Origin of the sequence: Micromonospora sp. NPDC085948 (genome assembly GCF_040686315.1) — a bacterium.
Lineage (GTDB): Bacteria > Actinomycetota > Actinomycetes > Mycobacteriales > Micromonosporaceae > Micromonospora.
In genome coordinates this window covers 402,823-420,993 of sequence record NZ_JBFBJW010000003.1, presented here as the reverse complement: position 1 = coordinate 420,993, position 18,171 = coordinate 402,823, and the positions used below count along the sequence as shown (strand labels likewise).

The window sequence follows — 18,171 nt, the reverse complement described above, 5'->3', positions numbered from 1 at the left end:
GGCCGCACCCACTCGGCGACCCGGCCTCGGACGACGGTCAGATCAGGTCCCAGCTCAGGGGAGTGCCCCGGGAGACGTCGGCGGTGAAGGTGCGGCCCAGCACCCGGTCGATCTCCACGGGGGGCAGGCCGCCGGCCGGCCGGATCGACCGCACGTTCTGCGCGGACACCTGGTCACCGGCGCGGACGTCCTCGACCACGAACAGGGAACGGCGGAACCGTAGCCCCTCCCGCTCCGCCGGGGTCGGGCCGATCGCGGTGCCACCCAGCGCCTCGTACGCCCGGCCGGACTCGGCGACGAGCGCCGCCAGCTCCGCCGGGTTCAGCGAGAAGTCCGAGTCCACGCCGCCGTCGGCCCGGTCCAGCGTGACGTGCTTCTCGATGAAGCAGGCGCCGAGCGCCACCGAGGCGACCGCCACCCCGATGCCGGGCGTGTGGTCGGAGAGCCCGACCGGCACGTCGAACGCGCCGGCCAGCACCGGCAGTCGGCGCAGGTTGCTGTCGGCCGGTGGCGCCGGGTAGGACGCGGTACAGGCCAACAGGACGATGCCCGCCGCGCCGCCGGCACGGGCGGTGCGCACCGCGGCGTCGATCTCGGCGACCGTCGCCATCCCCGTGGAGATCACCATCGGCTTGCCGGTGCTGGCCACGAGCCGGATCAGCGGCAGGTCGACCAGCTCCGAAGAAGCGATCTTGTACGCCGGCGCGTCCAGCGACTCCAGCAGTCGCACGGCGGTCGCGTCGAACGGGGACGAGAAGACGGTCAGCCCGTGCTCCCGCGCCCGCTCGAAGATCGGGGCGTGCCACTCGTACGGGGTGTGCGCCCGCTCGTAGAGGCGGTACAGGTTCTCCCCGCCCCACAACTCGTGCCCGCCGGAGATCCGGAACGCCGGGGTGTCGACGTCGATGGTGATCGTGTCCGGCCGGTACGTCTGGAGCTTCAGCGCGTGCGCCCCGCTCTCGGCCACCGCGTCGACGATGGACAACGCCCGGTTCAGGTCACCGTTGTGGTTGCCGGACATCTCGGCCACCACGAACGGTCGCTCCCCGGCACCGACCAGGTGTGGTCCGATCTTGATTGTCGCCGTCATTCCGACCTCTGCTCAGGTATGCCCGCACCCGCGTGCGGTGGTGCTGCTGTCGTCGTCCACCCGGCGGGTGAACGACCTGGAAAATCCGCGTGCTGTGCGCTGGTCGCGGTCACGGCAGTCGACCCCCGGCCAGCGCGTCCCGCCGCTCCGTCGCGATCCCGCCGCCCCGCGTCGTCGCGACGTCCGCCCCTCGACCCGGGTCCTCGTCGGCGGTGACCGGACCGGCTCCGGAGCCGGCCCCACCGGTCGGGCCGCCGCGGCGCAGGCGACCGGCGATCCGGTGCGCCTGGCGCAGCGCCGAGTACGCCAGCCAGTCACCGCGACCGACGAGGCGGTGCTTGAGCCCGGTCGCCCCGGCGGGCAGCGGATAGCCGCCGGTGGGCAGGTACCGGCGGTAGTGCTCGGCGGCCCGGTGGAAGAAGTCCCGCCGCAGGTGCGGGTGCAACCGGTCGTCGTTGCCCACCACCACCAGGTAGTGGCTGATCATCAGCTGGAACAGTTCGGCCTGCAACCGCTCGTCCGGGTGCCTGCGGGCGACCCAGTCCAGCAGGCGCTCGTACTGGGCGAACGCGTCGAAGTGCCGGCCACTGCGGGTGGAGGTGATCGCGCCCTGTCGGCCCTGCCGGTACAGGTAGCAGACCCGGTTCAGCACGGAGATCTTCTCCGCGCCGATCAGCAGCGGATGGCTGAACGGGATGTCCTCGTACCAGCCGGGGAAGAACCGCAGCTCCAACCGGTCCAGGAAGTCCCGGCGGACCACCTTGTTCCAGGCGGTGTGCTGCACCCGCAGCAGTTGCGGCTGGTCGTCCAGGCGGGTCACGCCGGCGATCCCGTGCAGCAGGTGACTGCTCGCGTCGATCTCCCGCCGGCCGTCCTCGTGCACCCGCAGGTGGTCGAGCATCAGCACGTCGGGCTGGTGCTGGCGCAGCCGGTCCAGCACGGCCGCGATCGTGCCCGTCGGCACCCAGTCGTCGCTGTCGATGAACCAGACGTACCGGCCGGTGGCCACGTCGAGCCCGGCGTTGCGGGCCAGACCCAGACCCACGTTGCTGCTCAGGTGCACGACGCGGACGCGGTCGTGGCCGGCGGCGTACGAGCGGAGCATGTCGCCGCAGCCGTCCGGGGAGGCGTCGTCGACGGCGATCAACTCGACCGCGTCCGACTCCCCGGCCGGGATGTCGGCCCGGATCGACTCGAGGCACTGGTACAGGTACGCCTCGACGCCGTACACGGGCACGACGATGCTCAGCAGCGGTGCGTGCGTCGGCTCATTGACCACGCCCGCCACCTTCGACGACCCGGATGGCCGGCCCCGGAACCGCGCGTGACCGCGGATGGTGGAGTCGCTGAACTCCCGCCCAGCAGAAGGTTAACGCCGGCCGGCGGGACCAGGCCCGCGACGGGCGGGACTCGTCCGGTTCACCCGGGAGTGACCCGGTAGGGTGCCCCGGTGCGGCCCCGCCGGGCCGTCGCGGGCGTCGCCGTCGTGCCGTCCACGCCGCGCCGAGGAGGATACGAACGTGCTGGTGACCCTGCCAAGCCTCGGTATCCGCCGATGACGAGCGCCGCCGCGGCGTCGACCGCCCGGCCCGCCCCCGCACCGTCCCGGCTGCCCTCGCTGACCGGGCTGCGCTGGATCGCCGCGCTGCTGGTCTTCGGGTTCCACGCGGGCACCATGCGGATCATCGCCGAGCCGGACGTCAAGGCCGTTGTCGACAAGGTGTTCAGCCTCGGCCTGTCCGGGGTGCAGTTCTTCTTCATCCTCAGCGGGTTCGTGCTGGTCTGGTCGGCCCGCCCCGGCGACTCCCGGCGCACCTTCTGGCGGCGACGGGTTGCCAAGATCTACCCCAACCACCTGGTGCTGTTCATGGCGACGGTGCTTGTCGCCTGGTGGTTCGCCGACCCGGTCCTGCCGGCCGCCGCGCTGGAGAACCTGCTGCTGTTGCAGGCCTGGGACCCCCGGCCGGGCTGGTTCTACAGCATCAACACGGTGAGCTGGTCGCTGTCCTGCGAGTTCTTCTTCTATCTCTGCCTACCGTTGGTGCTGCCGCTGCTGCGCCGGGCCCGGCCGAAGCTGCTCTGGGCGCTGGTCGTCGCGATGCCACTGCTGATCCTCGCGCTCTGGCCGGCCCAACACCTGGTGCCGGAGGTGAGCCGGTGGTGGTTCACCCAGATCTTCCCGCCGGTCCGGTCGCTGGAGTTCTGGTTGGGCGCGGTGGCGGCCGAGCTGATGCGCCGGGGTCTCTGGCGTGGCCCCGGGCTGACCTGGGCCAGCGTCATCTTCGTGGGCGTCTGGGCAGCGGCCGCGCAGTGGATTCCCGCGGAGCTGTGGACCACGCTGCTCGCGGTCGCGTACCTGTTGGTGATCACCGCCGCCGCGGACGCGGACGTGCGGGACCGGCGGTCGCCGTGGCGGTCGCGGCCGCTGGTCTGGCTCGGTGAGGTCTCCTTCGCCTTCTACCTGGTCCACGTGCTGGTGATGACGAGCGTGCTGCGCTTCACCGGCGACTGGGGGATCGGCTTCGAGGGGTGGCGCGGGCCGGCCGTGGTGCTCGGCTTCCTGCTGGTGACCCTGCTCCTCGCCGCGCTGCTGCATCGCTACGTCGAAACCCCGATGATGCGCCGGCTCGCGCCGCGCCGCCCGGCCCGATCGGCGTCCGTCCCCGGACAACGCACGGCCGGAACCCGGGCCACCGGCGACGTCGCCCCCGATACCGGCGGACCCGACCAGACCGACAGTCGATCAACGTACGCGGACACCCGCTGACACCGTCCACCCTGGTCAGGGGGCTCGGCGCGGCGCGCGTCGACACGCCCGCGGTCAATGCGCCCGGGTCGGCACGACGGTAGCGTGGGGACGTGGCTTCCGGTCGCGCTCACCGTGGCCAGGTGGCCGACGGGGCTCCCCATCGCTCTGCTTCCTCAGCGAGGTGCCGACCATGGAGACCACCGTCTTCTACCAGTTCGTAACCGAGGTACCGCAGGCCGCTGCCATCTGGTCGGCCCTGTTCCTGCTGGCGCTCGGCGTGCTCGCCGTGCTTGTCGCCCGGCCCGAAGAGGACCGGCCCACCGCCGACCCGTCCCCGGCCGTGCCGACCGCGCGTGAGGTGGCGGCGGCCGCGATCGTCGACCGGCGCCGGTACGCCGAGGAGGTGGCCGTCGCGGCGGCCGGCGCGGCCCGGACGGCCCAGCGGCGACGCGATGCCTGGCTGGCCAGTCAGGAGCAGGCCGAACGCGCCTGGGCGCGCTACGACGAGGCGGACACCGCCGCGCGCCGCTTCGCGGGGTCCGGGGCGCTGCCCAGCCCGGCCACGCCCCGCACCCCCGCCGAGTACGCCGCCCGGGAGCGCTACCTGCACCGCGCGGCCACGGCGGCGTACTGGCGGGGCGACCTGAGCATGGCGCAGCTCAGCGACGTGTTCGGGCACCGGCACGGCTGGGATCCCCGGCGGCACCCGGTCGAGCAGGAAGCGCTGCTCAGCCGGTCGATCCGGGACGCGAGACGGGCCGACCACCAGGCCGCCGCCAGCGCGGAGCGGGCCGCCTGGCGGGCTGCGGAACTGGCCGCCGAGTCGGCGCGCACCCTTGCCGAGGAGGCGTGCGCGGCAACGGCCCGGCTGCGGCCGAGTCGGGCACCCGCCCGCCGGCTGGTGCGCGGGGCGGCCCGTCCCGCCGTGGTGGCACGCTGGCGCCCGGCCCGCGCGGGTTGAGCCCGATCTGTTGTGTGAGCCCGGTCACGGAATGTGGAATCGGGCGTCCGGCACGTTCGGCGCGATTGTTCCCGGGATTCTGACCGCAGTTTCGGCGACCTGTCCGGTTGTCGCCCACAGGCGTCACCGTAACCGCTTGTCCCATCGAGTCACATCAGCGGCAGAACGCGCAGAAATTGTCGCGCCGATTCGGGTTTACGCAGGTGAACCTGGCTTGGCATGGTGTGAACGGGCCAGTAGTGTCGTCCCGTCCGGTGCGGTAACCGATCGCAACAGGCGACGCCGCGCCGACCCGCTCAATCGTCATGAACGAACCGGGGACCCATCAGTACGTCCGGGGTGAATCCGCGAGCCACGGCCCGCGGTAGGGCGATCTTCCCGCCCGAATCCGTCAGCTAACCCGGTAGGCGGTGTCGGAAGGAGTTCCATCCTCGTGCAGCACCTCTCCACCCCTCGGCTGTTCCCTCGCCTCCACGGCACAGCGGTGCCCCCGCTCATCCGTCCAGTGACGGTGAGCTGACCCCCCGGGTCATCGCCTCACCGCCCGGCCACGCCGGGCGTTCCCCTGAGCGGTTCACCACCCGCGGACCACCGTCCGCGCGATGGCGCCTGCCCGGATACCGGTCCGGCCCCGGTGTGCCGCTCTCCCCCCGACCGTGGAGGACCCCGTGAAGCACACCATGCAGCGTCAGCTCCGCCGCCTCGCGACCGAGCGCCCGTACCAGATCGTCGCCGCCTCCGCCGCGGCCCTCGTGCTCGCCGCCACCACCGGCACCCTGCTCGCCACCGCCGACGACGCGCCGGCCGGCCAGCGCACCGCGACCACTGTCGCCGAGATGCGCACCGACGTCGCCGCCTCCCGGGGCGAGGTGCGGGACGCGTCTCCGTCGGCGAGCGCCGCGCCGAGCAGCGCCGCCCCGGCCACCAGCGCCGCGGCGCCCGCCGCCAAGGCCAGCAGCAACCCGGACCTGACCCGGAAGCCGGAGCGGCCGAAGCCGCCCGCGACAAAGGTGCTCGACTACGAGTACGAGGCGCAGAACACGTACTACAACTGCGGCCCGGCGGCCACCCGCAACGCGCTCAGCGCCACCGGGATCGACCGGACCCAGGAGGAACTCGGCGCCGAACTGGGCACCACCGAGTTGGGCACCAACTCGGCCGAGGACACCACCCGGGTGCTCAACGCCGAGGTGAAGGGCTCCCCGTACCGGACCCGGATGTTCGTCGGCGCGCCCAGCCCGGCGCAGATGGACCGCCTCCAGGCCGACGTCGTCAAGGCCATCACCGACGGCCGCGGCGTGGTCGCCAACGTCGTCGGGGACGCCACCGACACCGACGGCTCCTGGCACTCCTACGGCGGCGGCCACTACATCGCCGTCGTGGGTTACAAGGACAACGGCCGCACGGTACGCATCGCCGACTCGGCGAACCCGGCCGACCCGTCGTACTGGGTCACCACCATCGACCTGGCCAACTGGATCGCCAGCCGGGGCTACTCCGCCTGACCCGGCACGCTGACCGCCACGGGCGCCGTCCCTCACGAGGGGCCGGCGCCCGTCGCGTCCTCCACGGCGGTACGCCCCCGTCGACGACTCTCGTCCCTGGCCGTGAACCGTGGGAGACTGCGGCCGTGGTGGATGAATCGGGTGGTCACGCCGGTCGACGGCCGGTCCTGCTGCTGTTGCACGGCCTGGGGGCCACCGGTGACGTGTGGTTGCCCTGGGCGCCGTACCTGGAGCAACACTGGCCCGGCCGGTGGCTGGCACCGGACCTCGCGGGCCACGGCTGGGCGTCGCCGCTGCCGTCGTACTCCTTCGCCGGCTTCGCCGAGCGGATCGCGCCGGCCCTCGCCCCCGACGACCGGCTCGTCGTGCTCGGGCACTCGCTGGGTGGCGTGGTGGGCCTCGCGTTGGCCGCGCGCGACGCCGGTATGCCGGTGGACGCGGTGGTCGGCTTGGGGATCAAGGCGCTCTGGTCGCCCGCCGAACTGGAACGGGCCGCCGAACTGGCCGCCCGCCCGGTGAGCTGGTTCGCCAGCCGTACCGAGGCGGCCCGCCGCTACCTGCGCGTCTCCGGGCTGGCCGGCCTGCTCCCGCCGGACCACCCGGTGGTGGACGCCGGCCTCCGTCAGGTCGACGGCCGGTGGCGGCTCGCCATGGATCCGAACGCCTTCGCCGTCGGCGAGCCCGACCTGACCGGACTGCTGACGGCGACCGACGTACCGGTGCTGCTGGCGCGCGGCGAGCACGACCCGATGGTCACCGACGCGCAGCTCAAGGAGTACGGCGTGCCGGTCGCCACGCTGCCCGGTCTCGGGCACAACGCGCACGTGGAGAACCCGGCGGCCGTGCTGGCGCTGCTCGACGCGTACCGCTGAGGGTTTGGGCCGTCAGCCCGGGTCAGGCGAGGGGGGAGAGCTGCGGCGAGCGTTCGGCCGCGGGGTCCTCCGACGCCGTCAGCTCCCGGCGCGCGGCGGTCAGGAACGCCTCGGCGTACGACGTGGCGGGGAAGTCACCCAGGTAACGCCGGCGGGTGGCCCAGCGCTCCGCGGCCAGCGGGTCGGTGTCCAGCAGCGCGGTCAACACCTCGTCCACGTTGGACAGATCGCGGCGCAGCACGTAACCCGACGCGGCCAGCGGGAACCGCTCGGTGAACCGGTCGCCCTCGTCGCCCATGTCGGTGACCGCGTACGGCTTGCTGGAGTAGAGGTAGTCCGAGATCACCCCGGACACGTCGGAGATCAGCGCGTCGGACCGGTTCACGCACTCGGTCAGGCTCAGCTCGCGGGCCGTCGCACCGACGACGTGCTGGCGTCCGCTGCGGGCACGATCGGCGACGAGCATCTCGGTCAGCCGGCCCAACTGCCGTGCCGAGGCCGGGTTCTGCGCCGTGTACGGGTGGGACCGCAGGATCACCGTCGCGCCGCGCTCCAGCAGCCGCCGCAGCAGCCCCTCGGCGACCGGCAGCGAGCAGTAGTCGGCGTCGGCGTGGTGCCCGGTCCAGGTCGGGGTGTAGAGCACGGTCGGCGTCGTCAACCCCCGGGCCGGCTCGGGGCGTACCTCGATCGACTCCACCTGCGGGCGGCCCACCACCACGAACTTGTCCGCCGGGATCCGCACCCCGGCGCGGGCGTACCTGTCGATCGCCGCCGGGCCGGCCACGAAGATCCGGTCGAAGATCCCGGACACCGGGTTGGCGCTCGGCGCCTTGTCGCTGTCGCCGTGGTGCAACTGGACGTGGGTGAGCTGGGTGAAGCGGATGCAGTGGCTGTTCTTCGCGCCGTGGTTGACGTAGAACGCCGCCCGCAGGCTCGGCACCAGCGCCTCGTCCATGGCCCGCAGGGTGGGGCAGTAGACCACCGGCGCGTCGGTGGCCGCGGCGATCGGGGCCAGGAACTCCGGCTCGCGCAGCACGACCAGGAACGGCCGGCCGATTCGCTCCAGGTACGGCAGCCACATGGTGACCTGGTATTCCGAGCCGGGCGGCGCGGAGAAGTAGAGCAGGAACTCCGGTTGGTGCCGGCGCAGTGCCCGCGCCACCGGCCCGCCGCCGGCTCCCGGTCGGAACCGCCGCCGGGCCAGGTCCAGGGCGACCACTCCGGTGCCCGCGGCGACCAGCAGGCTGGCGGCCAACGCCACGCCGGCCGGCAGGGTGAGCGCGGCGGCGAGCGCCAGGACGGCGAGCAGCCCGAGCAGGGCGGTGCCGAGCCGGTCGGCGATCAGTGGCGTCCAGGCCCGGACCGGCAGGTTGGCCGTGCGGATCTCCAGGTTGCCGGCGGTACGCAGGGGCCCCACCAGCAGCACCAGTCCCAGCAGCACCAGGGCGGTGGCGACGAGCGTGAGGTGGAGCCCGTCGTCCAACCGCCGGGAGTAACCGACCAGGATCGCGGCCGCGATCAGCGTCGTCTCCGCGACGAGGTCGGCGTTGGGCCGGATCCGCTGCTCGGCGGCCGAGGCGGCCAGCGCGGCGACGGCCAGCGCCAGCCCCCAGCCGGTGGCGCCGGTGAGCGCCAGCACGGCAAAGGCCAGCACGGCCAGTCCGGTGCTCAGGCACCGGGCGGCCAGCTTTCGGACCAGGTCGCCGCGCATGTCGCTCCGTTCGTGGTTCCGCCGCCGGCCGGGGTCAGTTCGTCGACGCCGCGCCGACCGGCGCGTCGACCTGACCGGTCTGGGCCGGCACGCTCGGCGTGGGACCGTCGCCGGGCGCTCGGCGTACGTCGATGACCTGGCCGGTCAGGTCGGAGATCAGCACGTCGAGTGACGACTGGGCGACGGCCTCGGCGGCGAGCAGGGTGTGCTCCGGCTCCTCGCCGAAGGCCCGCGTGCGCATCGGCGTGGCGGTGCGCTCCGGGTTGATGCAGTTGACGCGGACGCCGACGTCGGCCCACTCGTCGGCGAGCGCCTGGGTGAGGTTGACCAGGGCCGCCTTGGTGGCCGAGTACAGCGCGTAGCGGGCTCGCCCCCGGGTGTAGGAGCTGGACGTGTAGAGCAGCAGTTGGCCCTTGGTCTGCTGGAGGTAGGGCAGCGCCTGCCGGGCGATGGTCACCGGGCCGACGAAGTTGACCTGGAGTACCCGGTCCATCGTCTCCTCGTCCATCTCGGCGAGGGCGCCCTTCTCCAGCACCCCGGCGGTGACCACCACGTGGTCGATCCGGCCGGTGGCCTCGAAGGCGGTCGTCAGCGCGGCCTCGACGTCGGCGGCCCGCTCCACGTGGGTGCCGGTGCTGGAACGGCTGAACGGGAAGACCTGTGCGCCGTAGCGTCGGGCCAGCTCGGCCAGTTCGTGACCGATGCCGTAGCTGCCGCCGAACACGACGATGGTGCGGCCGGTCAGCTCCTCCGAGTAGCTGCGGTGGTCGGTCAGCCGGGGCGCCTGCGCCGCGGCGAGCTGGAAGAGCTTGTCCGCCAGGTGCACGTCGACCGGGTGGGTGACCTTGATGTTCTCGTCCGAGCCGTCGATCACCTTGATCGGGGTGCCGGGCAGGTAGCGCAGCACCACGCCGCAGTCGTCGGTGGCGGCGAAGTCCTTGTCGTTCTCGGCGATCCGGTACGCCTCCCGGATGGTGGGGGAGCGGAACGCCTGCGGGGTCTGCCCGCGGCGCAGCCGGGAGCGTACCGGGATGTCGGTGATGCAGTCGTTGTCGTCCACCTGGATGATCGTGTCGGCGGACGGGATGGCCACGTCCACGGCGTCGTACGTCCAGAGCGCGTTGACGCACTCGCGCACGATCCGCCCGCTGAGCAGTGGGCGTACCGCGTCGTGGAAGAGGATGTTGCAGTCCTCCGGGCCGACCGCGTCCAGCGCGATGCGGGTGGTGGCGTTGCGGGTGTCACCGCCCTCGATCACCTTGGTGACCTTGCGCAGGCCGGCCTTCTCGACGATCTGCCGGGCGTCGTCGACGTGGCCGGTCGCCATCAGCACGATGATCTCGTCGATCTCCGGTGCCGCCTCGAAGACCGCCAGGGTGTGCTCGATGATCGGCTTGCCGGCGATCTTGAGTAGCTGCTTGGGGATGCCGAGGCCCAACCGGGTCCCGGTGCCGCCGGCCAGAACCACGGCCACCGTCCGCGAGGGCCGCCACGGCGTCGGGGTCTCCGCTGCGGCGTCCGGGCCAGTGGTCTGGTCCTGCGTCATTGCCGGATCCTCACTCTCAGGGATGCGTTAACGGAAGGTTCCGCCCGAGCGGCGACGGAATGAACCTTAACGCGCGGACCGCGCCGCCCCAACGCGGGCGACGCGGTCCATGGCGCCGTGTCGATGCCGGGTGTTCGCCGGCGCTCTACTTGCTGTTCGCGTACGCCTCGTAGGCCCGGATGACCTCGTCGGTGGGTCCGTCCATCCGCAGGACGCCCGATTCCAGCCAGATCGTTCGTTCGCAGGTGTCGCGGACCGAGGAGAGTTGGTGGCTGACGAGGAACACCGTGCCCGCGCCCTCCCGCAGCTCCCGTACCCGCTGCTCGCTGCGCTTGCGGAAGCCCTTGTCACCGGTGGCGAGCGCCTCGTCGATGAGCAGCACGTCATGCTTCTTCGCGGCGGCGATGGAGAACCGCAGCCGGGCCGCCATCCCCGAGGAGTACGTCCGCATCGGCAGGCTGGCGAAGTCGCCCCGGTCGTTGATCCCGGAGAACTCGATGATGCCGGCGGCCTGCTGGGCCACGTCGTCCGGGTGCATGCCCATAGCCAGGCAACCGAGGGTGACGTTGCGCTCGCCGGAGAGGTCGTTGAGCAGGGCGGCGTTCACCCCCAGCAGCGACGGTTGTCCCTGGGTGTGGATCGCGCCCCGGTTGACCGGCAGCAGGCCGGCGATGGCCCGCAGGATGGTGGACTTGCCGGAGCCGTTGCTGCCGATCAGCCCGATCGCCTCACCCCGGTACGCGGTGAAGGAGACACCCTTGACCGCGTGCACCTCCCGGATGTTCGGAGCGTTGGTGCGCTTGACCAGCCGGCGCAGCGCGGCCACCGGGGTGGTGCCACCGCCAGCGCCCTGGTGCACCCGGTAGATGATGTGCGCGTCGTCGACCACCACGGTCGGGATGCGCTCCTGCGTCGACGTCATCGTCGCGGTCGCCTCGGTGGGGGCCTCGAAGTGCTCAACCACGGCCGTACTCCTGTTCGCCGCGCCAGAAGTAGATGAAACCGCCCAAGCCGGCGAGCAGTGCCCACCCGCCGCCGACCAGCCAGAGCTGGGCCAGCGACTCGTTGAGCAGCGGTGCTTCCTCCAGCAGCGTGTACCGCGCGAGCTCGATGTAGACGAGCAGCGGGTTGTACTGCACGAGCGTCGTCGCCCAGCTCGGCAGCTGCTCGAAGAGACTGACGCTGTAGAGGACGCCGGAGCCGTACATCCAGGTGCGCATGATGAACGGCATGACCTGCTTCAGGTCGCTCGACTTGCTGCCCAACCGCGCCGCCACGAGGACGACGCCGGCGTTGAACACCGCCTGTAGGAGCAGGGCCGGCACCAGCAGCAGCCACTCCAGCGTGATCGGTTCCCCGGTGACCAGCACGATGCCGATCAGCACCACCATCGACGCCAGCAGTTGCTGGAACTGGGTCATCGTCGTGGACAGCGGCAGGCTGGCCCGGGGGAAGTGCAGCGCCCGGATCAGCCCCAGGTTGCTGCTGATCGACTGGGTGCCGGCCAGGACCGCGCTCTGGGTGAAGTTGAAGATGAACAACCCGGTGGTCAGGTAGGCGATGTAGTTCGGAATCTCGTTCTGACTCAGCACCACCCCGAAGATCAGGTAGTAGACCGCCGCGTTGGTCAGCGGGGTGAGCACCTGCCAGAGCTGGCCCAGCTTGGCGTTGCTGTAAGAGGCGACCAGCTTGGCGTTGGCGTACGCGGCGATGAAGTGCCGGTAGGCCCACAATTGGCGGCTGTACTCGACGAGGGTCGGTCGCTCACCGGCGACCCGTAGCCCGTGCCGAGCGGCCAGCTGCGCCTGGGTCAGGCCCGTGTCGGGGTCGACCAGCGCGGTGGTGGCCATGGAAATGGCGCTCCGATCTTTCGTGCAGACGGGTGGCTCACGACGATGGAATCCTAGTGGGAGATGTGCGCGGGGCGCCGCCTCGTCGCTGCGAGGACAGTAGTCCGAAACACGTCGGGACGCAACCGTATCGTCGTTGCGCTACCCTGGGCACCGTGACCTGCGATAAGAGTCCCTGGTGACCACCGAGAAGAGGCGCGCCCCGGCCGGTGCGGCAGTGCTCCGTGGCGAGATCACCACGGCCATCCGGCGTGCGCTGACGCAGGAGCTCGCCGCGGTCGGCTACGGCCGGCTCTCCATCGAGGCGGTGGCGCGTCGTGCCGGTGTCAGCAAGACCGCGATCTACCGGCGGTGGAACTCCAAGCTCGACCTGGTGCTGGAGATCGTCGCCGCGGCGGCCCACGGCAAGCTGCCGGCCCTGGACACCGGCACCCTGCGCGGCGACCTCGCCCTGCTGTTCCAGGCGGTGGCACACGCGCTGCGCCACCCGCTGGCGTCGCAGATCATCCCGGACCTGCTGGCCGAGGCGGCGCGCAACCCCAGCATCGACGCGACCCTGCGGCAGGTGCTGCACGCCCGTCAGCAGGAGATCGGCGGTCGCCTGGTCGCCCGCGCCGTGCAGCGCGGCGAACTGCCCACCGACACCGACCCGGACGCGGCGGTCGACCTCATCGTGGGCCCGCTCTACTGGCGGCTGGCCATCGCCCGTCTCCCGCTCACCGACAGCTACCTCGACAACCTGGTCGAATCCGTGGCCGCCGGGCTCGGCGCCGACAGCGCCCTACCCCGTCCCCGAACAGCCCCGATATCGGGTTGACCAGCCTCCGACACTCCGCCTCCCGCAGCGGCGGTCCCGCTGTCCGATTCCGCTACGCTGCCCCCTGACCCCCGGCCGGTCACCGGTCAGACATCCGCTTCTCGCCCCCAACCCGCCGCCGGACGACAAGGACGCCCCGTGACGCAAGTCGAAGACGCTGTTGTGGCCTCAGCGGCAGGCAGCCAGAAGGACACCCCGAGCGCGGGTGCCCGACCCGGACGGGGCCGCGGTCTGATCGGGCGGTTCAACGCCGCGGTGGCGGCCGCACCCGTGGTGTGCACCGACGCGGCGGTGGTGAGTTTCGCCATCTGGACGCTGCTCTACCACCTCAACCTCGGCCTCGACCTGCGCCCGTCCGTCGTCTTCCTCATCTGGGTCGTCCTGCAGCCGGTCGCGGCGTACGCGGCCTGGCGGCTGCGCCGTCACGACCCGGTGGCGCGGCAGGCCGACGACGAGGCCGCCCCCGCCCCGACCGAGGTGCCCGCCGACCGCGCGGCGCTGCTGCGTCGGTACGCGCTGCCGGTCGGTGCCGCACTCGGCGCGGCGTTGTTCGCCGCCCTCGGTCGTGGCGCGGTGAGTTGGTGGTTGGCCGCCGGGCTCGGCCTGGTCTCGGTCGTCTCCGCCTGGCTGACCCTGCCCCGCCGCGGCGGGGCGACCGACGCGGTCGCCGCGCCGGCCGGCCAGCGGACCACCCCCGTGCAGGGGTACGTGGTCATCGTCGTGTCCCTGGCCGCCGCCTACTTCGCCACGTTGATCGACCGGGTGTCGCTCGACGATGTCTTCTACGTCGGCAAGTCGGTCTGGGTCGCCGACCGGGACAACATCCCGTTCAAGGACTTCCTGTTCACCGAGGGCGTGCTGCCGGGCGGTTCGGCGAACCCGCCGCTGCCCTCCTTCGAGGTGTTCATCGGGGCGCTCGCCCGCGCCCTGCACGTGCACACGGCGTCGGTGATGTGGTACCTGCTCCTGCCGGTGCTGGCCGTCTTCGCGGTCTTCGCGCTGTGGCGGCTCGTGCTGCGCTGGGCCCCGCGACGCCCGCTCGTCGCGTTCGGCGTCGCGGCGGCCTACATCCTGCTCGTGGCCTACTACGCCGACGCCCTGAACACCTACCACCTACCCCGGCTGACCCAGGGCAAGAGCGTGTTCGTCCACGCGCTGATCCCACTCGCCTGGGTGTACCTCACCGACTACCTGGAGCACCGCTCGCGGCGGGCACTGCTCCTGCTCACCCTGCTCTCCGTCGCTGCTGTCGGCTACACCACCACCGCGGTCTTCCTGCTGCCGCTGCTCGCCGCGGCGGCCGGCGCGGTGCTGCTCGCCACGCGGCGCACACGCGAGGCCATCGTGTGCTTCGCGGTCCTCTCGGTCTACCCCCTGCTGTCCGGCGTGCTCGTCCAGGTCCTGCGCGGTGGGGTGGAGGAGGCCGCCGCGACGTACTCCCCGCTGTTGCCGCTGCGGACCATCTACGAGCTGACGCTGTGGCTCGGCGTCCTCGGCGTGATCGGTGGGCTCGCCGTCTGGTGGTCGCCCCTCCTGCTCCGTCGCGGTGTGCCGCAGCAACTGGCCGCCGGCGCCGCGCTGGCGACCACGGTGCTGATGGTCCCCGGCGTGTTGAAGTTCGGCGGTGATCTCAGCGGACTGACGGCCGTGCTCTGGCGGGTGCCGTGGATCCTGCCCGTGCCGGCGCTCGTCGGCGTCCTCGCGGTCATCCGCCTGCCCGGGCTGGCCCGGACGAGCCGGGTCCTCGCCTTCGCCCTTCCCGTCGTCCTGGTGTTCCTCTTCTTCACCCAGGGAAAGCCGATGTGGGAGGGGCAGGTGATCCAGACGACGCCGACCTGGCGGATGCCGGAGAACCGCAAGGCCGCCTCCTTCTGGATCGAGAGGCTGGACCGCCCCGCCGGCCTGGTCCTCGCACCGTCGTCGGTGATGCGGTCGCTTCCGCAGGTCACCTCGGAGGTCCGCGTGGTGCTGCCCCGCGACCTGTATCTCACCGACTACGGACCCGAGACGCCGTTCGCGCAGGACAGGCTGCTGCTGGCGAGGTTCGCCGACGGCACGGAGCCCGTCTCCGTTCCCGCGGTCGCCGAGGCCATGGCCAGGGTCGGCGTGGGCATGGTGTGCCTGTGGAAGGGCAACACCGCCAGCGCGGCGGCGACTCCCGCCCTGGGGCTGACGCCCTTCGCGTCGCGCAAGGCGCCGGGCGCGATGGTCTGCTATCGCCCCGGCTCGCCCACCGGCGGATCCTGAGGCGGGTCGGGTTGGCGGTCGGTTTGGTCGGTTTTCCGTACGGATACCCGCTCGATACCATCAGGCGGTCTCGCGTTAGGGTCGCAGGCACGTTCGTCCGCCGAGGGCTGCCGTGACGGGACGAGCGTCCACCAGGGGCTTCGGTCTCGGCTCCTGGTCCGCGCAGACCCAGCCCAACCCGATACGGAAATCGTAGGGAGCGAACTCGTTGTTCGGCACGTTCTCAGGTCGCATCGGAGTGGCCGCCAGCGCCGCGCTGCTGGTGCTGGCCTACCTGGTCATGCTCGTCGCGGGTGTCTTCGGCTGGGTGGGCCTGTTCGCCGTCGTCGGACTGGCCGCCGTGATCGGCGAGTTCGCCGCCGCCCGCTGGTCGCCGACGTCGCAGCTGTTGCTGGAGAAGGTGGGTCTGCACTGGTCGTACCGGCAGCTGACCCGGGACCTCGCGGCCGTGCTGCTCGTCGCCGCCGAGGTGCGGCTCAGCAGCGGTGAGCTGACCCTGCTGCTGGCGCTGCCGGCCTTGGTGTGGGTCGTGTCGGTCTTCGCCGGGGCGCTCTCCGTCATGATCGAGCGTCGTAACCCACTCTCCGCCATGGTGCGCAACATCGAGTTGGGTGAGCTGCGCTCCGCTCCCCAACTGCCGGGCTGGGTGGCGACGGTGGCCGGTGACCGGATGCCGCTGCTCAACCTGCTGCTGGTCCCGGCCGCCGTGGCCGCGGCGGTGCGACACGACCTGACGCCGTTCTTCGCCGCCGCCGCGGTGGCGGTCGTGGCGACCGGTGTGGTGGGCGCCATCACCGCGCTGACCTGGCTGCGGGGTCGGGGCCGGAGCACGGGGGAGGGCCCGCTGCTGCCCGCCGTGCAGCGGTGGCTGGACAACTACCGGCCCGAGGTGGCGCTCTACTTCGCCGGGCCGGCCAAGGACGTCTACCAGGCCAACATGTGGCTCGCCCCGACCGAGGCGCTCCAGCAGCGCGCGGTGGTGCTGCTGCGCAGCCGGGACGCGTTCCTCGAGTTGGCCGACACCCGGCTGCCGGTGATCTGCGTACCGACCGGTGTCGACTTCATGAACCTCGATCTGCGCAACATCCGTGCGGCGCTCTACGCCGCGAACGTCGGCGCGAACATCCACATGCTGCGTGAGCCGAGCACCAAGCACGTCTTCGTGGGGCACGGCGACAGCGACAAGCAGGCGAGCGTCAACCCGTACAGCAAGGTGTACGACGAGGTCTGGGTCGCCGGCCTGGCCGGCCGGGAGCGTTACGCCCGAGCCGGTGTGGGTGTCCTCGACTCGGACATCGTCGAGATCGGCCGCCCGCAGCTCGCCGGTGTGCACACCTTCGGTGCCGAGTCGGTGGACCGGCCGTTCACCGTGCTCTACGCCCCCACCTGGGAGGGCTGGCTCGACGACGACCCGTACCACACCTCGCTGGTGCTGATGGGCGAGCGGATCGTCAAGGGACTGCTCGCCACGACGCCCCGGCTGCGCCTGATCTACAAGCCGCACCCGCTCACCGGGTCGCGGTCCCGGGCGGCCAGGGCGGTGCACGACCGGGTCGTGGCGGCCATCCGCGCCGCCGGCGGCGACCCGAACGCGTCCTCCCTGGACGGCACCGCGCACCTGGTGGTCACCGGCCGCACCCCGGCGCTGTTCGACTGCTTCAATCAGACCGACCTGCTGATCAGCGACGTGTCCAGTGTGGTCTCCGACTTCGTGCAGAGCCAGCGGCCGTACGTGGTGGCCAACCCGTCCGGCCTGTCGGAGGACGACTTCCGCCGGGAGTACCCGACGGCTCGGGCCGCGTACCTGCTCTCCAAGGACTGCGGTGAGCTGGAGAAGATCGTGGCACTGACCCGGGCCGGCGACGACCCGATGACCGAGGCCCGCCGGGAGCTGAAGACCTACCTGCTCGGTCCGGCCGAGGCGAACCCGATGGACCGGTTCCAGGAGGAGATCTCCCGGCTCTGCCGCTGAGCACTGTTGTGCGGCTCAGCCGCTGAGCCCTCCGTTGTGCGTTGCGCGCCCGGCCCGACATCGCTCGGGCCGGGCGCGACCGGTTCAACCCAGCAGGGCGGCCACCGCGTCGGCGGCCGGAGTGTCCGCCGGCAACGCCTGCGCCGCGACGACCGCCGCGACCGGCAGCGGGCCGTACACGTGTGGAAAGAGTTGCCCGCCGCGCGACGGTTCCCACCGCAGCGCGTCACCCAGTCGCTCCTCCTCGACGCTGAGCAGGGTCAACCTGGTCGCCCCGGCGAAGTGCCGCCGCGCCGTCTCCACCACCTGGTCACCGCCGGAGAGGTGGATGAAGCCGTCCTGCCGGTCCACGGCGGAGCCGGCGAAGGCGCCGGCGGCGAGGGCGTCGTCCCATTCCGTGGTCGACAACAGTTTGTAGATCACCACCGCAGCCTACGGGGACGCCGGCGGCCCGCTCGCCCGGTTTTCGCCGGTACCGCCGCGCCCGTCGCCCCGGGCCGGGCATGCTCAGGTCACGGGCCGCGGAGGGATGGGCGATGCAGAGCTACGACGACGACTGGACCGACAGTCAGCGCGCGCTGTACGACGAGTGCTACCGGGCTGGCGGCGAGTGGGCCGAAGATCCGGACACTCCGTCCGATGACGTACAGCACGTGATCAACCTGGCCGAGGCGGACGACGACGCCTTCAACGACGCCGAGATCGACTACCCGCCTCTGGTCGACGCGGTAACCCAGGCCAGCGGGGTCACCGTCACCAGCGTGCCGGCCAGCCACGAGGACCCGGGTTTCCGCGGCTTCACCGACGGCGTCCGGGACGCCACCGCCGACGACGTCTTCGGCTTGTAGGTC

General features: G+C 71.9%; 15 protein-coding genes and 1 riboswitch. Of the genes, 8 read left to right on the top strand and 7 right to left on the bottom strand.

Annotated features, from left to right (window positions below; all coding sequences use genetic code 11):
• Positions 1-37: 37 nt before the first annotated feature.
• Both pseI and AB0O48_RS11540 read right to left on the bottom strand, forming a co-directional pair.
• Positions 38-1,090: a pseudaminic acid synthase gene (pseI, locus tag AB0O48_RS11545; RefSeq protein WP_357245844.1), complete on the bottom strand. Its 1,053-nt coding sequence runs from the start codon at positions 1,088-1,090 to the stop codon at positions 38-40.
• Positions 1,091-1,199: 109 nt separating this feature from the next.
• Positions 1,200-2,369: a glycosyltransferase gene (locus AB0O48_RS11540; RefSeq protein WP_365064880.1), complete on the bottom strand. Its 1,170-nt coding sequence runs from the start codon at positions 2,367-2,369 to the stop codon at positions 1,200-1,202.
• 276 nt (positions 2,370-2,645) lie between these two features.
• On the opposite strand from AB0O48_RS11540, the gene AB0O48_RS11535 reads away from it, so the two are divergent.
• The 4 genes from AB0O48_RS11535 (at position 2,646) to AB0O48_RS11520 (ending at position 7,177) form a co-directional block, all read left to right on the top strand.
• Positions 2,646-3,857 (top strand): acyltransferase, encoded by a 1,212-nt coding sequence (locus AB0O48_RS11535; RefSeq protein WP_357245839.1) that lies wholly within the window; start codon positions 2,646-2,648, stop codon positions 3,855-3,857.
• A 172-nt stretch (positions 3,858-4,029) separates the two neighbouring features.
• Positions 4,030-4,800 (top strand): hypothetical protein, encoded by a 771-nt coding sequence (locus AB0O48_RS11530; RefSeq protein WP_357245836.1) that lies wholly within the window; start codon positions 4,030-4,032, stop codon positions 4,798-4,800.
• Positions 4,801-5,083: 283 nt separating this feature from the next.
• Positions 5,084-5,225: riboswitch (cyclic di-AMP (ydaO/yuaA leader) on the top strand.
• A 231-nt stretch (positions 5,226-5,456) separates the two neighbouring features.
• Positions 5,457-6,305, top strand: coding sequence for a C39 family peptidase (locus AB0O48_RS11525; RefSeq protein WP_365064876.1), 849 nt, complete (start codon positions 5,457-5,459; stop codon positions 6,303-6,305).
• A gap of 125 nt (positions 6,306-6,430) precedes the next feature.
• A complete protein-coding gene (locus AB0O48_RS11520) occupies positions 6,431-7,177 on the top strand; it encodes an alpha/beta fold hydrolase (protein ID WP_357245831.1) in 747 nt (248 codons plus the stop codon).
• 22 nt (positions 7,178-7,199) lie between these two features.
• Here the strand turns inward: AB0O48_RS11520 and AB0O48_RS11515 are convergent, their stop codons facing one another.
• The 4 genes from AB0O48_RS11515 to AB0O48_RS11500 all read right to left on the bottom strand — a co-directional run bounded on the left by AB0O48_RS11515 (position 7,200) and on the right by AB0O48_RS11500 (position 12,284).
• Positions 7,200-8,888 carry a CDP-glycerol glycerophosphotransferase family protein gene (locus tag AB0O48_RS11515; RefSeq protein ID WP_365064873.1) on the bottom strand — a complete coding sequence of 563 codons (1,689 nt, stop codon included), beginning with the start codon at positions 8,886-8,888 and terminating at the stop codon, positions 7,200-7,202.
• Positions 8,889-8,922: 34 nt separating this feature from the next.
• Positions 8,923-10,434: a bifunctional cytidylyltransferase/SDR family oxidoreductase gene (locus AB0O48_RS11510; protein ID WP_357245826.1), complete on the bottom strand. Its 1,512-nt coding sequence runs from the start codon at positions 10,432-10,434 to the stop codon at positions 8,923-8,925.
• 145 nt (positions 10,435-10,579) lie between these two features.
• Entirely contained in the window at positions 10,580-11,356 is a 777-nt protein-coding gene (locus tag AB0O48_RS11505) for an ABC transporter ATP-binding protein (RefSeq protein ID WP_357246181.1), read from the bottom strand.
• A gap of 34 nt (positions 11,357-11,390) precedes the next feature.
• Positions 11,391-12,284 carry an ABC transporter permease gene (locus AB0O48_RS11500; RefSeq protein ID WP_357245823.1) on the bottom strand — a complete coding sequence of 298 codons (894 nt, stop codon included), beginning with the start codon at positions 12,282-12,284 and terminating at the stop codon, positions 11,391-11,393.
• Between the two features lie 178 nt (positions 12,285-12,462).
• Here AB0O48_RS11500 and AB0O48_RS11495 point away from each other — a divergent pair, with 178 nt between their 5' ends.
• The 3 genes from AB0O48_RS11495 to AB0O48_RS11485 all read left to right on the top strand — a co-directional run bounded on the left by AB0O48_RS11495 (position 12,463) and on the right by AB0O48_RS11485 (position 17,320).
• Positions 12,463-13,101 (top strand): TetR/AcrR family transcriptional regulator, encoded by a 639-nt coding sequence (locus AB0O48_RS11495; RefSeq protein ID WP_357245820.1) that lies wholly within the window; start codon positions 12,463-12,465, stop codon positions 13,099-13,101.
• 138 nt (positions 13,102-13,239) lie between these two features.
• Complete coding sequence (locus tag AB0O48_RS11490; RefSeq protein WP_357245817.1) at positions 13,240-15,348, top strand: DUF6077 domain-containing protein; 2,109 nt, start codon at positions 13,240-13,242, stop codon at positions 15,346-15,348.
• Positions 15,349-15,628: 280 nt separating this feature from the next.
• Positions 15,629-17,320: a CDP-glycerol glycerophosphotransferase family protein gene (locus AB0O48_RS11485; RefSeq protein ID WP_365065148.1), complete on the top strand. Its 1,692-nt coding sequence runs from the start codon at positions 15,629-15,631 to the stop codon at positions 17,318-17,320.
• Positions 17,321-17,404: 84 nt separating this feature from the next.
• Here the strand turns inward: AB0O48_RS11485 and AB0O48_RS11480 are convergent, their stop codons facing one another.
• Positions 17,405-17,743 carry a DUF952 domain-containing protein gene (locus AB0O48_RS11480; protein ID WP_365064867.1) on the bottom strand — a complete coding sequence of 113 codons (339 nt, stop codon included), beginning with the start codon at positions 17,741-17,743 and terminating at the stop codon, positions 17,405-17,407.
• 113 nt (positions 17,744-17,856) lie between these two features.
• Between AB0O48_RS11480 and AB0O48_RS11475 the strand changes: the two genes are divergently transcribed.
• A complete protein-coding gene (locus AB0O48_RS11475; protein ID WP_355031047.1) occupies positions 17,857-18,168 on the top strand; it encodes a hypothetical protein in 312 nt (103 codons plus the stop codon).
• Positions 18,169-18,171 lie beyond the last annotated feature (3 nt).